Consider the following 15,110-nt stretch of genomic DNA (forward strand, 5'->3'; position numbering starts at 1 on the left):
GGCGGGGCGGCGAGGGAGCACGCCGTGGTGAGGTACAGGGAACTACCGGGGGAGCGCGCAGGCGAGCTGACCCTGGCATTACGGGGAGTCGCACAGTTCACCCAGGTAAGCGATCTGGAACGGGAGCTGCGCCGTCTCCTCGGCGGCTGTCAGGTCCTCACCCTGGACCTCTCGGGGGTGGACCAGCTCGATGCCAGCTTTTCCGCCCTGTTGTGCCTGCTGCACCGGCAGGGGGAGCTGGCAGGCAAGGAGCTGAGGCTTTCGGGTCTGCCGCGTCGCGGGGGGGAGGCGCTGCGCTACCTCCGGGAGCGCGGTTGCCACCGCCAGCCGAACGAGGGGTGCCGGCTCTGGGGAGCGCCTGAGGGGCCCAAAGCTGAGTAGCTGCCGCACTGCCCCGCGCCGGGCAACAGGTACAAGGAGTCCGCATGGCCAGCATCTTCAGGGAGAAACGGGGCAGCGCAGGAGGCAGATACTTGAACATCGACAAGGAAATCGCGTCGAGCATGCTCACCACGTCCTACGCGGTGGATCTGAAGACGGCGGTGCACACCTCCCTGAAGACCATCCGCAGCATGCTCCAGGAACGCCCGGAAAACGAGGAGATCAGCGAGCTGACCCAGCAGGTGGAGCGGCTTTTAACCGAGCAGACCGAGCGCCTGGAGACGATCAACCGGGACCTCGAGGCGTTCAACTACTCGGTAGCCCACGACCTCTGCGCGCCGCTCAAAAGGATCTGTGGCTTCACCCGCGAGCTGCAGCAGCAGTACGCCGGCCGGCTCGACCTGGAGGGGATGGACTACCTGGAGCGGATCTACAAGTCCTCCCAGCACATGAACGAGCTGATCGAGGCGCTCCTGCAGCTCTCCCAGCTCTCCTACCTCTCCCTCAAGCGCGAGGTGGTGGACCTCTCCCAGATTGCCGGCGAGACGGCGCAGGAACTCAGGCAGGGGGCCCCGGAGCGCAAGGTAGAGTTCACCATCCAGCCGCGCATCCGCACCTTCGGCGACGCGAACCTCCTGGAAATCGTCATGCGAAACCTTTTGCGCAACGCCTGGAAGTTCACCAGCCGGCGCGAACAGGCGCTCATCGAGTTCGGTGCCCGCGAGAACGGTGCCGAAAAGACCTGCTTTGTCCGCGACAACGGCATAGGCTTCGACATGGCCAACGCCGAGCGGATGTTCCACGCCTTCCAGCGCCTGCACAACAGCGCCGACTTCCCCGGCAACGGGATCGGCCTCACCACGGTACAGCGGATCATCACCCGCCACGGCGGTCGGATCTGGGCCGAGGGGGAGGTCGACAGGGGAGCGACCTTCTACTTCACCCTGCAGTCCTGCATCACCTGACCCGTCCCAGCAAAAGCCTGACGCCGAGGCCTGTCGGCGGCCGGCCTCCCTGCGACGCGGATTGCCGAGGGCCCCCACTGCCCATCTTTCCTGCCGTTGCTGCACCGCCTCCCGCGTCCCGTCTCAGGGCGCGCCTGCCGCACAGGGGCCGGGGCTGCGGCCGCAGCCTTGCCACGAAGCTTAGAGAACCCACTAAGGAGAGACCGCTGCCGGCCAGGCCACCGGGCCAGCGGGCGAGGAGGGGATATGATCATTTCCGAGTACGAGCAGGGGGGGGCGCCATCGCGTGCGGGGACCGTCGAGAACCGCTGTTACACCCGGTACCCGGTGAACGCGTCGGCCACCATCTGGCGCGAGGAGGCCACCATGCCGGCACAGGTCGTGAATATGAGCCTTGGGGGGGCCCTTTTGAAGATCTACCCGCGCCTGTCGCTCAACGAGGTGGTCACCGTCTGCATCCACGAGAGTGCCCGGGTTCCCGGCAACCTCACCGACCTCCCGGCCACCGTGGTGCGCACCACCGACACCGGCTGCGCGGTCCGCTTCGACAGGGTCTTGCTGCAGCGCGGCCTGGGTGACCTGCTGCCGCTCAACCGTCCCCGTTGAGGGGCACGGAGACCAGGATTGGAAAAGCCCCTTTTGCCGCGCCCACCTTTCTGCTATCATCGCCAATCAATTACAGCTGCACGGAGTGGTGTTCATGCATGAGATGTCGATTACGCAGAGTATGGTGGAGATCTGCCTGGCGAACGCCTCGGGGCGCCGGGTGACCGACGTGGTGCTGGAGATCGGGGAGCTCTCCGGGGTGGTCCCCGACAGTATCGAGTTCTGCTTCGAGGCCTGCACCAAGGGGACCCTTCTGGAGGGGGCGAAGCTCACCATGGAGATCGTGCCGGCGCTTGCGCGCTGCGGCTCCTGCGGCAGGGAGGCCCCGGTGAAGACCCACTTCGATCCTTGTCCCCACTGCGGCGGTTTCGGGCTGGCCCTCTTGAAGGGGGAGGAACTTCGGGTCAAGGAGCTCGAACTGCTTTAAAAGGGAGCAACTGTCCCAAAATCTACGTGTCAAAATGACACGTTTTGGACAAAAGGATACAAAAGGGTTGCGGCGCGCTCGGGAGAGGTTTCCCGGGCGCGCCGTTTTTTTGTAAACATTTCAGCACTTTGTTAAAAGTATTTTTGTTTACCGGATTGGCATGGGAGTTGCCGTATACGCGGGACGTGATTTTTCTCGGGAGGTATTATGAAAGAAGAGACTGAAATGTTCTGTGAAGGGGTAACCCGCAGGAGCTTCATGAAGGCTGCCGTCACCGCTACGGCCATGATGGGGCTTCCCTTTGCCATGCACACCCAGGTTGCCGAAGCGATGGAGAAAAACGGCAATCCGGCAGTGATCTGGCTGCACTTCCAGGAGTGCACCGGCTGCTCCGAGTCGCTCCTGCGCTCGACGCACCCGACCATCTCCAGCCTGATCCTGGACATGATATCGCTCGACTACCACGAAACGTTGATGGTCGGCTCCGGGGCGCAGGCGGAAAAATCGCTGCACGACTCGATGAAGGCCAACCACGGCAAGTACATCCTGGTAGTGGAAGGGGCCATCCCGACCAAGCAGAACGGTATCTTCTGCAAGGTCTCCGGCAAGACCGCGCTGGAGAGCATGCAGCACGCCGCTGAAGGCGCCGCCGCCATCATCTGCATCGGTACCTGCGCCTCCTACGGCGGGATCCAGTCCGTTTCCCCGAACCCGACCGGCGCGGTGGGCGTACGCGACATCGTGAAGGACAAGCCGATCATCAACATCCCGGGCTGCCCGCCGAGCCCCTACAACTTCCTCTCCACCGTCCTCTACTACCTCACCTTCAAGAAGGTGCCCGAGCTCGACGAGATGGGACGTCCCAAGTTCGCTTACGGCCGTCGCATCCACGAGCACTGCGAGCGTCGTCCGCACTTCGACGCCGGCCGCTTCGCGAAGGCTTACGGCGACCCGACCCACGCCCAGGGCTTCTGCCTCTACAAACTGGGGTGCAAGGGGCCGGCGACCTACGCAAACTGCTCCGTACAGCGTTTCAACGACGTGGGCGCCTGGCCGGTATCCATCGGTCACCCCTGCATCGGCTGCACCGAGCCGGACATCCTCTTCAAAAAAGCGATCGCCGAGAAGGTGCAGATCCACGAGCCGACTCCGTTCGACAGCTATGCCCCGGTGGACCTGAAAGAGAAAGGGAAGGGTCCGGATCCGCTGACCACCGGCTTCGTGGGGCTCGCCGCAGGCGCTGCCCTGGGCGCCGGCGCCATGATGGCCAAGAAGCTGCCCGCCGGAGAGGAGGGTGTCGATGAAAAAACAAAGTAGAAGGGACTTTCTGAAGCTGGTCGGCGCCACCGGCGCCGGGCTGGTGGCGGCAGGTAGCGCCACCTGCGAGGCCAACGAGGCCCTCAAGGTGAACAACGAAGAGTTGGGGATGCTCTACGACGCCACCAAGTGCGTCGGCTGCAAGGCCTGCATGTCGGCCTGCAAGAGGGTGAACGCCGACTACGGCAGCCTCTCCTACGAGAAGGCCCGCTTCGACACGGACGGCCTGTGGGACGCCCCGAGCGACCTCTCCGGCTCGACCCGTACCCTGATCAAGCTGTTCAAGGAGTCCAACAAGCAGTGGAGCTACGTGAAGTACTCCTGCATGCACTGCCAGAAGCCTTCCTGCGTCTCGGTCTGCCCGGTTTCGGCCATGACCAAGGAGCCGGTGACCGGCATCGTGGACTACAACAAGAACACCTGCATCGGCTGCCGCTACTGCCAGGTCGCCTGCCCCTACAACATCCCGAAGTTCCAGTGGGAGAAGGCGCTGCCGCAGATCGTCAAGTGCGACCTGTGCAAGAACACCAACCTGCGCGAGAAGGGGATTTCGGCCTGCGCCGAGGTCTGCCCGGCCGGCGCCATCAAGTTCGGCAAGCGTAAGGACCTGCTCGAAGAGGCCCAGACCCGCTTGAAGGACAACCCGGACAAGTACATCGCCCACATCTACGGCGAGCACGAGGGGGGCGGCACCAACCACATCTACCTCGCCTCCATGCCGTTCAACAAGCTGGGGCTCCCGGACATCAAGCCGGAGGCACCGGCCGAGTTCTCCGAGAAGATCCAGCACACCATCTACAAGGGGTTCATCGCCCCGGTGGCCCTGTACTCGACCTTGTGCTTCATCGCTGTGAAGAACATGAAAAAACACGGCCACGGCGAGGACGACTCCCATAAGAAGGAGGAGAAGTAATGGCACACAGTGAAGAGTTTCAGAAGCTGGAGGGGAGGATCTTCACCAAATCCTTCTTCATCCTGCTCGCCGTGGTCCTTACCGGCTTCTTCTTCGTCGGCGTCCGCTTCGTGAAAGGGATCGGCGCGGTCTCCAACATGAGCGACGGCTACCCCTGGGGTATCTGGATCACCTACGACGTCGCCACCGGCACCGCCATCGCCTGCGGCGGCTACGCGGTCGCCATCCTGGTCTACATCAGGAACCGGATGCAGTACCACCCGATCATCCGCTCGGCGATCCTCACCTCCATGTTCGGCTACGGCCTGGCCGGCTTCTCGGTCATGGTCGACTTGGGCCGCCCCTGGAACGCCTACAACTTCTTCGTGCCGCGCCAGTGGCAGGCCAACTCCGCCATGTTCGAAGTGGCGCTGTGCGTTATGGCCTACTCGACCGTGCTCATGATCGAGTTCATCCCGGCCATCCTCACCTCCATCGAGAACTCGAAGTGGACCAGGATGAACGCGATCCGCAACTGGCTGCACCCGCGCATCGCCCCGGACCAGAAGACCATGGAGGACAAGCTCGAGATGGTGCGCCTGGGCGCCGCCTGGCTCAACCCGCGCCTCAACAAGGTCCTCATCTTCTTCATCGTCCTGGGTATCACGCTCCCGACCATGCACCAGTCCTCGCTGGGGAGCCTGCTCTTGATCGCCTCCACGAAGCTGCACCCCCTGTGGCACACCGGCTTCCTGCCGCTGTTGTTCCTTTTGAACTGCATCTTCATCGGCTACTCGATCGCCATCCTCGAGTCGCTCATCTCGAGCTACGCCTTCAAGCGCCCCTTCGAGATCAAAGAACTCTCCGGCCTGGCCGGCCTTATCCCCTACGTCACCGTCATCTGGTTCAGCGTGATGGTGGGCGACCTGATCTACCGCGGCCAGCTGGCGGCGGCCTTCAAGTTCGACTTCTACTCCCGGTACTTCCTGTCGGACTTTCTCTTGGTCGCGATCGGCAGCCTCTTCATGTTCTCCGGGAAGCTGCGCCGTTCGCCGCGCTGGCTCTTCATCTCCGCCGCCATGATCGTCTTCGGCGGGGCGCTGTACCGTTTCAACGTCTACCTGATCGGCTTCAACCCCGGCAAGGGGTGGAGGTACTTCCCGTCCTTTGCCGAGGTGATGATCACCGTCGGGATCGTGGCGCTCGAGATCCTCGCCTACAAGGTGTTCGTGGCACTGTTCCCGGTGCTCCCCAACACCTCCCACGGCAAGTCACATGGCCATGCTCCGGCGGCAGAGCCCGTCAAGGAAGCCGGCTACGCTGGCGCTGCGGCGCTCAATACCCATAACTAACAAGCTTCTTGGAGGAAATACATGTCTACCAGAATCACTCTTGACCCGATTACCCGCATTGAAGGACATCTGCGCATCGATGTCGAAGCAAACGGCGGCAAAGTAACCAACGCCTGGTCCTCGGCACAGATGTGGCGCGGTATCGAGGTCATCCTCAAGGGCCGCGAGCCCCAGGACGCCTGGAGCTTCGTACAGCGCTTCTGCGGCGTCTGCACCACCGTGCACGCCATCTCCTCGATCCGCGCCGTGGAACACGCCCTCGACGTCGAGGTGCCGCTGAACGCCCAGTACATCCGTAACATCATGATCGCCCAGCACTCGGTGCAGGACCACATCGTGCACTTCTACCATCTCTCCGCGCTCGACTGGGTCGACATCGTCTCGGCTCTCCAGGCCGATCCGAAGAAGACCGCCTCCATCGCCCAGAGCATCTCCGACTGGCCGGGCAACTCCGAGAAGGAGTTCAAGGCGGTGCAGGACAAGCTGAAGGCCTTCGTGGCCGGCGGCAAACTGGGGATCTTCGCCTCGGGTTACTGGGGTCACCCGGCCATGAGGCTCTCCCCCGAGGTTAACCTGATGGCGGTCACCCACTACCTGAAGGCCCTCGACTACCAGAGAAAGGCAAGCCAGGCCACCGCGATCCTGGGCGGCAAGAACCCGCACATCCAGAACCTGGTGGTGGGCGGCGTGGCCACCGCGATCAACATGGAAAACATCGCGACCCTGAACGTGGAGCGTCTGGCCTACCTCAGAAGCCTCATGGAAGAGACCCGCGACTTCGTGCAGAAGGTCTACTACCCGGACCTCCTCGCCGTGGCCGGCGCCTACAAGGACTGGTTCAAGTACGGCGCAGGCGTCACCAACTACATGGCGGTGCCGGAGTTCCCGGAAGACACCAAGAACTCGAAGTTCACCCTCCCGGGCGGCGTGATCATGGGCGGCAACGTGGGCGGCATCAAGATGGTGAAGGACCACCGCGACGACTACCTGATCAAGAACATCAAGGAGAACGTCACCCACGCCTGGTACGAAGGAAACGGTACCCTGCACCCCTGGGACGGCGAGACCAAGCCGAACTACACCGATTTCCAGGAAAACGGCAAGTACTCCTGGTGCAAGGCCCCGACCCTCGACGGCAAGCCGGTCCAGGTCGGCCCGCCGGCCCAGATCCTGGCTGCCTACGCAGCCGGCAACCCGAAGGTCAAGAAGCTCGTGGACGGCGCCGTGTCGACCCTGGGGATCTCCCTGAACGACATCCACTCCACCATGGGCCGTCTCTACGCCCGCGGTGCGCGTGCCCACCTCATGGCTGACATCGCGCTGGACAACCTGGACAAGCTGATCGCCAACGTCGCTTCCGGCGACAAGGCGTACGCGAACCCGACCGAGATTCCCAAGGGCGAGTACCGCGGCGTCGGCTTCCACGAGGCTCCGCGCGGCACCCTGAGCCACTGGATCGTGATCAAGAACAAGAAGATCGAGAACTACCAGGCCGTGGTTCCCTCCACCTGGAACGCCGCTCCGAAGAACGACAAGGGCGAGCACGGGCCGTACGAGGCATCGCTGATCGGCAACCCGATCGCCGACAGCTCCCGTCCGCTCGAGGTCTTGAGGACCATCCACTCCTTCGACCCCTGCATCGCCTGCGCGGTGCACACCATCGATCCGGAAGGTAAAGAGATCACCAAGGTCAAGGTACTGTAGGAATAACCGTAGGGGCTAGAGGCCAGGGGCTGGGGGCTAGCCAAGGAGATATTCCTTGAGCCCTCAGCCCCTTTGCTTTATCATGAGGCGCTCGGTCCAGAGAACCAGGTTGAGGTTAAGGCTGAGAAATGCTCCGGTGTTCTCTGGGGTATGCCCAGCCTGCTCCCGGCTAAGCGATAGGTGGCGACCCGGGCTGGCCGATCCAGGGGCCCCGTTTTCCTAGCCCCTAGTCCCCAGTCCCTAGCCCCTGTTTTTTTAAGGAGATTTACATGCAGATTCTGATTTACGGTGCCGGCAACCTGATCCTCTCCGATGAGGGTTTCGGGGTCCATTTCGTGCGGCACCTGGAGAAAAACTACGAGGTCCCGGAGAACGTCGAGCTCTACGACGGCGGGACGCTCGGGATCATGGTGCACTTCAAGTTCGAGGAGGCCGACAAGGTCATCCTGGTGGACGTGGTGGCAACCCAAGGGGAGCCCGGTGACATCTTCCGCTACGAGCGCGAGGACATCATGCTCAAGAAGATCCCGGTGAAGATGTCGCCGCACCAGATCGGCCTGCAGGAGATGCTGCTCTTGTCCGAGATGCGCGACGCCCCCAAACCGGACCTCACCTTCTACGGCATCATCGCCCAAAGCCTCGATCCGGGGGACCAGCTCACACCGCCGCTTGAGGCGGGACTCGAGAAGGTGGCCGGCCTGGTCGTCGAGGAGCTTAAGTCGGTAGGCGTGGAACTGAAGAGGAAAAACGCCTAGGGGCTTCCGGCGCTGCAGCAGTACGTAGTGATTTTCGAGCATCGGGCCCGCGGCGCACATCGCGCCACCGGGCACCCGGTGCACCAGGTAAGGAGACAGTTCATGTTTGGTTTCGGTTTGCCCGAGTTGTGCATCGTGTTGGTCATCATCCTGCTGGTCGCCGGTCCCAGCAAGCTGCCGCAGTTCGGCCAGGCGCTGGGAAGCAGCATCAGAGGCTTCAAGAAGGCCATCGCCGGCGACGAGGCGGAGAAGATCGCCGAGAAGAAGCAGGACCAGGCCTAACGAGGGGCTCCGGAAGGCCCTGTCTTGGGCCGGTTCGGAAAACCCCGCTGTTTTTGCGGCACCCGCGTGGGTGGCTATGCGGCTAGCCGCCCGTCAATCTGATTTTCCTCTTCGGGGCAGGTCTTTCGCTGCCGGCCCCAAGACCACGGAGGTACACCATGTGCGTCGACTGCGGTTGCGCTCCCCCTGACAACCATCACGATCATGACCATGACCACCACCACGGTCACGAGCATCGCCATGGCCACAAACACGATCATGGCGATGGTCACAGCCACGATCATGGCGATGGTCACAGCCACGATCACGAACACAGCCACTACCATAAGCACGACCATGACCATGGGCAGGGTGAGGATCACGACCACGCTCATGAACATCATAAAGAGAAGCACGGTCATGGCCACGATCACCACCAGGGCGATCATGAGCACGACCACAAGCACCACCATGACGGCAAGCACCACCACCATCACGAGGGGAAGCACCACCATCACGAGGCGCCGGCGGCTCAGCCCGAGGCCCCCAGGAAAGTGGTTATCGAGACCGACATCCTGGCCAAGAACAACCGGATGGCCCAGGCGAACCGTGCCCTGTTCCAGTCCAAGGGGCTCTTCGTGTTGAACCTGGTGAGCTCTCCGGGGTCGGGGAAGACCACCATCCTGGAAAGGACCCTGAAGGACCTGGCCGGTACCTGCCGCGCCGCGGTCGTCGAAGGGGACCAGCAGACCGACAACGACGCGGTCAGGATCGCCGCCACGGGAGTTCCGGTGAAGCAGGTGAACACCGGCCAGGGGTGCCACCTGGACGCCCACATGGTGCTGCACGCCACCGACACCTTCGATCTCGACAACCTGGACCTCCTGCTCATCGAGAACGTCGGGAACCTGGTCTGCCCGGCCTCCTTCGACCTTGGCGAGCACCACAAGGTGGTGGTCTTGAGCGTGACCGAAGGCGAGGACAAGCCGCTCAAGTACCCGCAGATGTTCCACGCGGCAGACATCATGCTGCTCAACAAGGTGGACCTTCTGCCGCACCTCGACTTCGACGTCGAGGCCTGCAAGGAGATGGCGCGCCGGGTCTCCCCCGGGATCACCATCTTCGAGGTCTCCAGTCGGACCGGAGAAGGGATGGACGCCTGGTATACCTGGCTTAAGGACGGCATCGGTAAGGCGCGCGGCTAGCGCCGAGGGACGCTCATGAACCGCAAGCGCGCCAGCATCGAGATCGAGGGAATCGTACAGGGGGTGGGTTTCCGCCCCTTCGTCTACCGGCTTGCGGGGCGCTTCGGTCTCTGCGGCTGGGTGCGCAACACCGGGCGCGGCGTGCAGATCGAGGCGGAGGGCGCCGGCGAGGATCTGGACGCCTTCTGCCAGGCCCTCAAAATCGAGGCGCCGCCGCTTGCCGTGATAAGCGCCTTCAGGGTGGTTCCCGCCATTCCCCAGGGAGGGGAGGGATTCACCATCGAGCAGAGCGCCAAGGTGAAAAGCGGAGGGCAGGTCTCGCCGGACTGCGAGGTCTGCGACGACTGCCTTGCCGAGATGTCGGATCCCGCCAACCGCCGCTACCGCTACCCCTTCATCAACTGCACCAACTGCGGTCCACGCTACTCGATCATCACCGGCATCCCCTACGACCGCCCCGCCACCACCATGGCGAGCTTCCCCATGTGCCCTGAGTGCCTCGCCGAGTACCACGATCCCCTGAACCGGCGCTTCCACGCCCAACCCAACGCCTGCCCGGTCTGCGGCCCGCAGCTGGCCCTCCTTGATGCGGCGGGCGAACCGGTTGCCGGCGATCCCCTCGACGAGACGCTCGCGGCGCTTGCGGCGGGGAAGATCGTCGCAGTGAAAGGGGTAGGGGGGTACCACCTGGCGGTGGACGCCGCAAACGAAGAGGCGATGGCAAGGTTGCGGCAGCGCAAGAAGCGCGACGAGAAACCCTTCGCCCTTTTGGTGGCGGACCTCGAAGCGGTCCAGCGGCTGGTGCACTGCTCCGAGCTTGAGGGGCGGCTTTTGACCGGGGTCGAGCGCCCCATCGTCCTCATGCGCAAGCGGGAAGGGAACCCGGTGAGCCCCTTGGTTGCGCCCAGTAACGGCTGGCTCGGGATCATGCTCCCGGGGAACCCCCTGCAGCACCTTTTGATCCAGGGGGCCGGCGGGCCGTTGGTGATGACCAGCGGCAACCTGACCGACGAGCCGATCGCCCACCTGGACACGGACGCCCTGGAGCGGCTGGGGGGGATCGCCGACCTCTTCCTCACCCACAACCGCGAGATCCACACCCGCACCGACGACTCCGTGCTACGCCTGAGCCTGGGGGAGCCGCTCTTCTTTCGCCGTTCGCGGGGCTTCGTGCCGCGCAGCGTGGCGCTGCAGCAGGCCGAGGCGAGCGTGCTGGCGGTGGGAGCGGAACTGAAGGGGACCATCTGCCTGACCCGGGACGGCCGCGGCTTTTTGAGCCAGCACATCGGGGACCTGAAGAACGCTGCGACCCTGCAGTCTCTCGAGGAGACGGTGCAGCACCTGGGCCGGCTTTTGGAGGTGACACCCGAGGTGGTGGTCCACGACCTGCACCCGGATTACCTCTCCACCGGTTTTGCCGAAGGCCTCAACCTGCCGCGGATCGGGGTACAGCACCACCACGCGCATCTAGCCTCCTGCATGGCGGAAAACCACCTGGAAGGGGAGCTGATCGGGGTGATCCTGGACGGCACCGGCTACGGGGAAGACGGCGCCATCTGGGGCGGGGAGTTTCTGCTGGGGGGCTACGAGCGCTTCGAGCGGCGCGGGCACTTCAAGTACCTGCGGCTCCCCGGCGGCGACGCGGCCGTTAAGGAGCCCTTCCGCATGGCGCTCTCGGTGCTCTACGACTGCTACGGTGCGGCGCTCTTCGACCGGATGCCGGCCCACCTCCCCGAGCTGGGCGCGATGGAGCGCTCCCTGTTTTTGAAGATGCTGGAGCGCGGCGTCAACTCGCCGGTCACCTCGAGCTGCGGCCGACTCTTCGATGCGGTGGCGGCACTCATCGGGGTACGTAACCGGATCAGCTACGAAGGGCAGGCGGCCATCGAACTGGAGGCCCTGGCGGAGACCAGTGCGCCGGTCAAGGGGTATCCGTTCCAGGTGGCCGGCGTCGAGGGGCACCACCTCGACTTCGCGCCGATGATCCGGGCGCTGTGCGAGGATCTGGCCGCCGGCAGGGATAGGGCCGAGCTGGCCCGCGCCTTCCACCGCACCGTGGCCGAGGCCGTCGTCGAGGTCTGCAGCCGGATCCGCCGGGAAAGCTGCCGGGACCGCGTGGTGCTCTCCGGCGGCGTCTTCCAGAACCGGCTTTTGACCGAGGAGACCGCGACCCTGTTGAACCAGGCCGGCTTTACCACCTACTGCCATCGGCTGGTGCCGCCCAACGACGGCGGTCTCGCCCTGGGGCAGGCGGCCATCGCTGCGAGGCGCTGGCGACCCGATCCGCCCGAGGCGGCCTGATCCGCCCGAGGCGGGTCTTCAGCAGCAACCCATTTTCACTTTCCACGCGTGCCGCAGGGCGCGAACCAAGGAGTCAGCTATGTGTGTTGGTGTACCGATGCAGATTATCAGTGTCGACGGCGATCAGGCGGTGGCCGAGGTCGACGGCGTGAAGCGCGAGGCGAGCCTCATGCTCTTAAACGATGAGGTGGCGGTGGGGGATTTCGTGATCGTCCACGCCGGGTTTGCCATCTCCAAGCTGGACGAGGAAGATGCCCGGGAGACCCTGGCCTTGATGCGCGAGGTGTTCACGCCGGAGAGCATGGGATGAACTACCTCGACCAGTTTCGCGACAAGGAGATCGTCAAGGGGCTGGCCCGGCGTATCACCGAGCTGACCGCCGGGCTGAGCGAGCCGCTCACCTTCATGGAAGTCTGCGGCACCCACACCATGGCGATCTACCAGTTCGGGCTGCGCACCCTCCTTCCCCCCCAGGTGCGGCTCATCTCGGGCCCGGGGTGTCCGGTCTGCGTCACCCCCAACGGGTACCTGGACCGCGCGCTCGCGTTGAGCCGGCTCCCCGACGTGATCATCACCACCTTCGGCGACATGCTGAGGGTGCCCGGTTCCAGCTCCTCGCTCATGGAGGAGCGCGCCAAGGGCGCCGACGTGCGCATCGTCTATTCGCCGCTTGATGCCGTGCAGATCGCAGTCAAAAACCCCGCCAGGCGGGTGATCTTCCTCGGTGTCGGTTTCGAGACCACGGCGCCCACCATTGCCGGGAGCATCGTGAGCGCACAGAAGCTTGGGCTCAAGAACTACTTCGTGCTCGCCTCGCACAAGACCATGCCCCAGCCGATGGGGATCCTCTCGGCAGATCCGGAGCTCTCCGTTGACGGCTACCTCTGCCCCGCCCACGTAAGCGCCATCATCGGCGGCAACGCGTACCGGTTCCTGTGCGAGGAGTACGGGGTCCCCTGCGTGGTCACCGGGTTCGAGCCGGCCGACGTGCTGCAGGGTGTGGAGATGCTGGTCAAGCAGCGTCTGGCCGGCGAGGCCAAGGTGGAGATCCAGTATTCGCGGGTGGTGAGCTGGGAGGGGAACGCCAAGGCGCAGGCGCTGCTGGCGGAGGTGTTCACGCCGTTTGACGCCGACTGGCGCGGGATCGGCGTGCTTCCCGGTTCGGGGCTGAGGATCGCCGAGCCCTATGCCGCCTTCGACGCCGAGCGGGCCATTCCGGTCGAGGTCGAGCCGCTCAAGGAGCACCGCGGCTGTCTGTGCGGCGAGATCCTGAAAGGGAAGGTGTCGCCCTTTGACTGCCCGCTCTTTGGCAAGGCTTGCACCCCGGAGTCGCCGGTCGGGGCCTGCATGGTTTCCTCCGAGGGGACCTGCGCCGCGGCGCACAAGTACGGCAGGTGAATTAAACAAGTTCTAGGTTCTATGTTCTACGTTCTAGGTTACAAACCCAGACGGCAAAACACGGCAGCCAAGGCCAGAACTTCGATTCTGGAACGTAGAACTTAGAACGTAGAACTTAGAACGTAGAACTTAGAACGTAGAATATCTTTAAGGAGCACCGCTTGAACAACGACCTCATTCTTCTGGGCCACGGCAGCGGTGGCAAGCTGTCGCACCAGCTGTTGGACGACCTGATCATCGCGAAACTCTCGCGCATTCCGGCGCGCGGCCAAAACGACGCCGCCCTGGTGGAACTTGCCGGCGCCAAGCTCGCCTTCACCACCGACTCTTACGTGGTCGACCCGATCTTCTTCCCCGGCGGCAATATCGGCGACCTCGCGGTGAACGGTACGGTGAACGACCTCGCCATGATGGGCGCGCGCCCCCGCTTCCTAAGCGTCGGGCTCATCCTCGAGGAGGGGTTTTCCAAGGCAGAACTCTCCAGCATTCTCGATTCGATGGCCGCCGCGGCCGAGACCGCCGGGGTGGCAATCGTCACCGGCGACACCAAGGTCGTCCCGAAAGGGAAGGGGGACCGCATCTTCATCAATACCTCGGGGATCGGCGTCATAGAGCACACCCTCACCATCGACGGCGCCTCGGCAAAGGCCGGCGACCTGGTGCTGGTTAACGGCAGCATCGGCGACCACGGCATCGCGGTGCTCTCGGCTCGGGAAGGGCTGGAGATCGACAGCGGCATCGTCACCGACTCAGCCGCGCTCAACGGTCTGGTCCAGGAACTTATCACCCTGGGCGAGGCGCTGCACGTCCTGCGCGATCCCACGCGCGGCGGCGTGGCAACGACGCTCAAAGAGATCGCCGCCCAGTCGGGGGTGAACATCGTCCTCGACGAGGAGAGCCTTCCCATCAGCACGGGGGTAAAAGGGGTCTGCTCGATTCTCGGGTTGGATCCGCTCTACGTGGCGAACGAAGGGAAACTTCTGGCAATCGTGGCACCGGAGCGTGCCGGGGAAGCTTTGGAGATCATGCGGCGCCACCCGCTGGGGAAAGACGCCGCTGTCATCGGGGAAGTGACCGGGGCCGCCGACGGGCGGGTGCAGATGCGAACCTCGGTGGGCGGCCTGCGGGGGGTCGAGATGCTGGCCGGCGAACAACTACCGCGCATCTGCTGACCCCCGACGGACCGGAAAGGCTGGACCCTCCTCAATCGAGGAGGGTCTTCTCGAACTGCAGACCCATGCCGCGGTCGGTTACCCGCACCACCTTCGCCTTCAGGTCACAGAGGATCTGCGGCGTCAGGGTGTGGTAGATGGTGACCGAGACCTTGTCCTCGATCTCCATCTTGCGAGCCGAGGTCACAAACACCCCCTTCATGCTGAGGTTCTCCACTTCGGCCTCGACCATTTCGTCATCCACATGAATGTTCGCCTTCGCATGCAGTGCCAGCCTGGCAAAATTCCGTTTCTCCTTGTACATCGGCCCTCCCACGTGACGGCAAAAGTAAGGTTGAGTGACGCCAAAATGGCTTTGATTAGTCTAGTCTAAT

17 protein-coding genes are annotated in these 15,110 nt (G+C 63.7%); 15 read left to right on the top strand and 2 right to left on the bottom strand.

Annotated elements, in window-relative coordinates; all coding sequences use genetic code 11:
- Nucleotides 1–24 precede the first annotated feature (24 nt).
- From GMST_RS15405 to GMST_RS15450, 10 genes are all read left to right on the top strand, one after another.
- Nucleotides 25–381 (top strand): STAS domain-containing protein, encoded by a 357-nt coding sequence (locus GMST_RS15405; RefSeq protein ID WP_183355579.1) that lies wholly within the window; start codon nt 25–27, stop codon nt 379–381.
- 92 nt (nt 382–473) lie between these two features.
- Nucleotides 474–1,346, top strand: a complete 873-nt coding sequence (locus tag GMST_RS15410; RefSeq protein WP_246399730.1) for a sensor histidine kinase — start codon at nt 474–476, stop codon at nt 1,344–1,346.
- A gap of 246 nt (nt 1,347–1,592) precedes the next feature.
- Nucleotides 1,593–1,952: a PilZ domain-containing protein gene (locus GMST_RS15415; RefSeq protein WP_183355581.1), complete on the top strand. Its 360-nt coding sequence runs from the start codon at nt 1,593–1,595 to the stop codon at nt 1,950–1,952.
- A gap of 94 nt (nt 1,953–2,046) precedes the next feature.
- The gene (gene hypA, locus GMST_RS15420) at nt 2,047–2,379 is read left to right on the top strand and encodes a hydrogenase maturation nickel metallochaperone HypA (RefSeq protein WP_183355582.1); all 333 of its coding nucleotides are present in this window, start codon (nt 2,047–2,049) and stop codon (nt 2,377–2,379) included.
- A 207-nt stretch (nt 2,380–2,586) separates the two neighbouring features.
- Nucleotides 2,587–3,696 carry a hydrogenase small subunit gene (locus GMST_RS15425; protein WP_183355583.1) on the top strand — a complete coding sequence of 370 codons (1,110 nt, stop codon included), beginning with the start codon at nt 2,587–2,589 and terminating at the stop codon, nt 3,694–3,696.
- Nucleotides 3,680–4,609 carry a hydrogenase 2 operon protein HybA gene (gene hybA, locus GMST_RS15430; RefSeq protein WP_183355584.1) on the top strand — a complete coding sequence of 310 codons (930 nt, stop codon included), beginning with the start codon at nt 3,680–3,682 and terminating at the stop codon, nt 4,607–4,609. Before GMST_RS15425 ends, hybA begins: the two co-directional genes overlap by 17 nt.
- On the top strand, nt 4,609–5,940 hold the full coding sequence (hybB, locus tag GMST_RS15435; protein WP_183355585.1) for a Ni/Fe-hydrogenase cytochrome b subunit: 1,332 nt from the start codon (nt 4,609–4,611) through the stop codon (nt 5,938–5,940). Before hybA ends, hybB begins: the two co-directional genes overlap by 1 nt.
- Before the next feature lie 21 nt (nt 5,941–5,961).
- Nucleotides 5,962–7,644 (top strand): nickel-dependent hydrogenase large subunit, encoded by a 1,683-nt coding sequence (locus GMST_RS15440; protein ID WP_183355586.1) that lies wholly within the window; start codon nt 5,962–5,964, stop codon nt 7,642–7,644.
- 269 nt (nt 7,645–7,913) lie between these two features.
- Nucleotides 7,914–8,399, top strand: coding sequence for a HyaD/HybD family hydrogenase maturation endopeptidase (locus tag GMST_RS15445; protein WP_183355587.1), 486 nt, complete (start codon nt 7,914–7,916; stop codon nt 8,397–8,399).
- 102 nt (nt 8,400–8,501) lie between these two features.
- Nucleotides 8,502–8,681: a twin-arginine translocase TatA/TatE family subunit gene (locus GMST_RS15450; protein ID WP_183355588.1), complete on the top strand. Its 180-nt coding sequence runs from the start codon at nt 8,502–8,504 to the stop codon at nt 8,679–8,681.
- A gap of 74 nt (nt 8,682–8,755) precedes the next feature.
- Here the strand turns inward: GMST_RS15450 and GMST_RS22725 are convergent, their stop codons facing one another.
- Complete coding sequence (locus GMST_RS22725) at nt 8,756–9,175, bottom strand: hypothetical protein (protein ID WP_246399742.1); 420 nt, start codon at nt 9,173–9,175, stop codon at nt 8,756–8,758.
- A 39-nt stretch (nt 9,176–9,214) separates the two neighbouring features.
- Between GMST_RS22725 and hypB the strand changes: the two genes are divergently transcribed.
- The 5 genes from hypB to hypE all read left to right on the top strand — a co-directional run bounded on the left by hypB (nt 9,215) and on the right by hypE (nt 14,736).
- Nucleotides 9,215–9,865 carry a hydrogenase nickel incorporation protein HypB gene (gene hypB, locus GMST_RS22730; protein ID WP_443093444.1) on the top strand — a complete coding sequence of 217 codons (651 nt, stop codon included), beginning with the start codon at nt 9,215–9,217 and terminating at the stop codon, nt 9,863–9,865.
- A 15-nt stretch (nt 9,866–9,880) separates the two neighbouring features.
- Complete coding sequence (gene hypF / locus GMST_RS15460; RefSeq protein ID WP_183355590.1) at nt 9,881–12,166, top strand: carbamoyltransferase HypF; 2,286 nt, start codon at nt 9,881–9,883, stop codon at nt 12,164–12,166.
- Between the two features lie 79 nt (nt 12,167–12,245).
- Nucleotides 12,246–12,476, top strand: a complete 231-nt coding sequence (locus GMST_RS15465) for a HypC/HybG/HupF family hydrogenase formation chaperone (protein WP_183355591.1) — start codon at nt 12,246–12,248, stop codon at nt 12,474–12,476.
- A complete protein-coding gene (gene hypD / locus GMST_RS15470; RefSeq protein WP_183355592.1) occupies nt 12,473–13,564 on the top strand; it encodes a hydrogenase formation protein HypD in 1,092 nt (363 codons plus the stop codon). Before GMST_RS15465 ends, hypD begins: the two co-directional genes overlap by 4 nt.
- A gap of 161 nt (nt 13,565–13,725) precedes the next feature.
- Entirely contained in the window at nt 13,726–14,736 is a 1,011-nt protein-coding gene (gene hypE, locus GMST_RS15475) for a hydrogenase expression/formation protein HypE (protein ID WP_183355593.1), read from the top strand.
- Between the two features lie 31 nt (nt 14,737–14,767).
- Here the strand turns inward: hypE and GMST_RS15480 are convergent, their stop codons facing one another.
- A complete protein-coding gene (locus GMST_RS15480) occupies nt 14,768–15,040 on the bottom strand; it encodes a PilZ domain-containing protein (protein WP_183355594.1) in 273 nt (90 codons plus the stop codon).
- Nucleotides 15,041–15,110: the final 70 nt, after the last annotated feature.

It is taken from the genome of Geomonas silvestris (assembly GCF_014193515.1).
In the GTDB taxonomy this organism is placed as follows: Bacteria; Desulfobacterota; Desulfuromonadia; order Geobacterales; family Geobacteraceae; genus Geomonas; species Geomonas silvestris.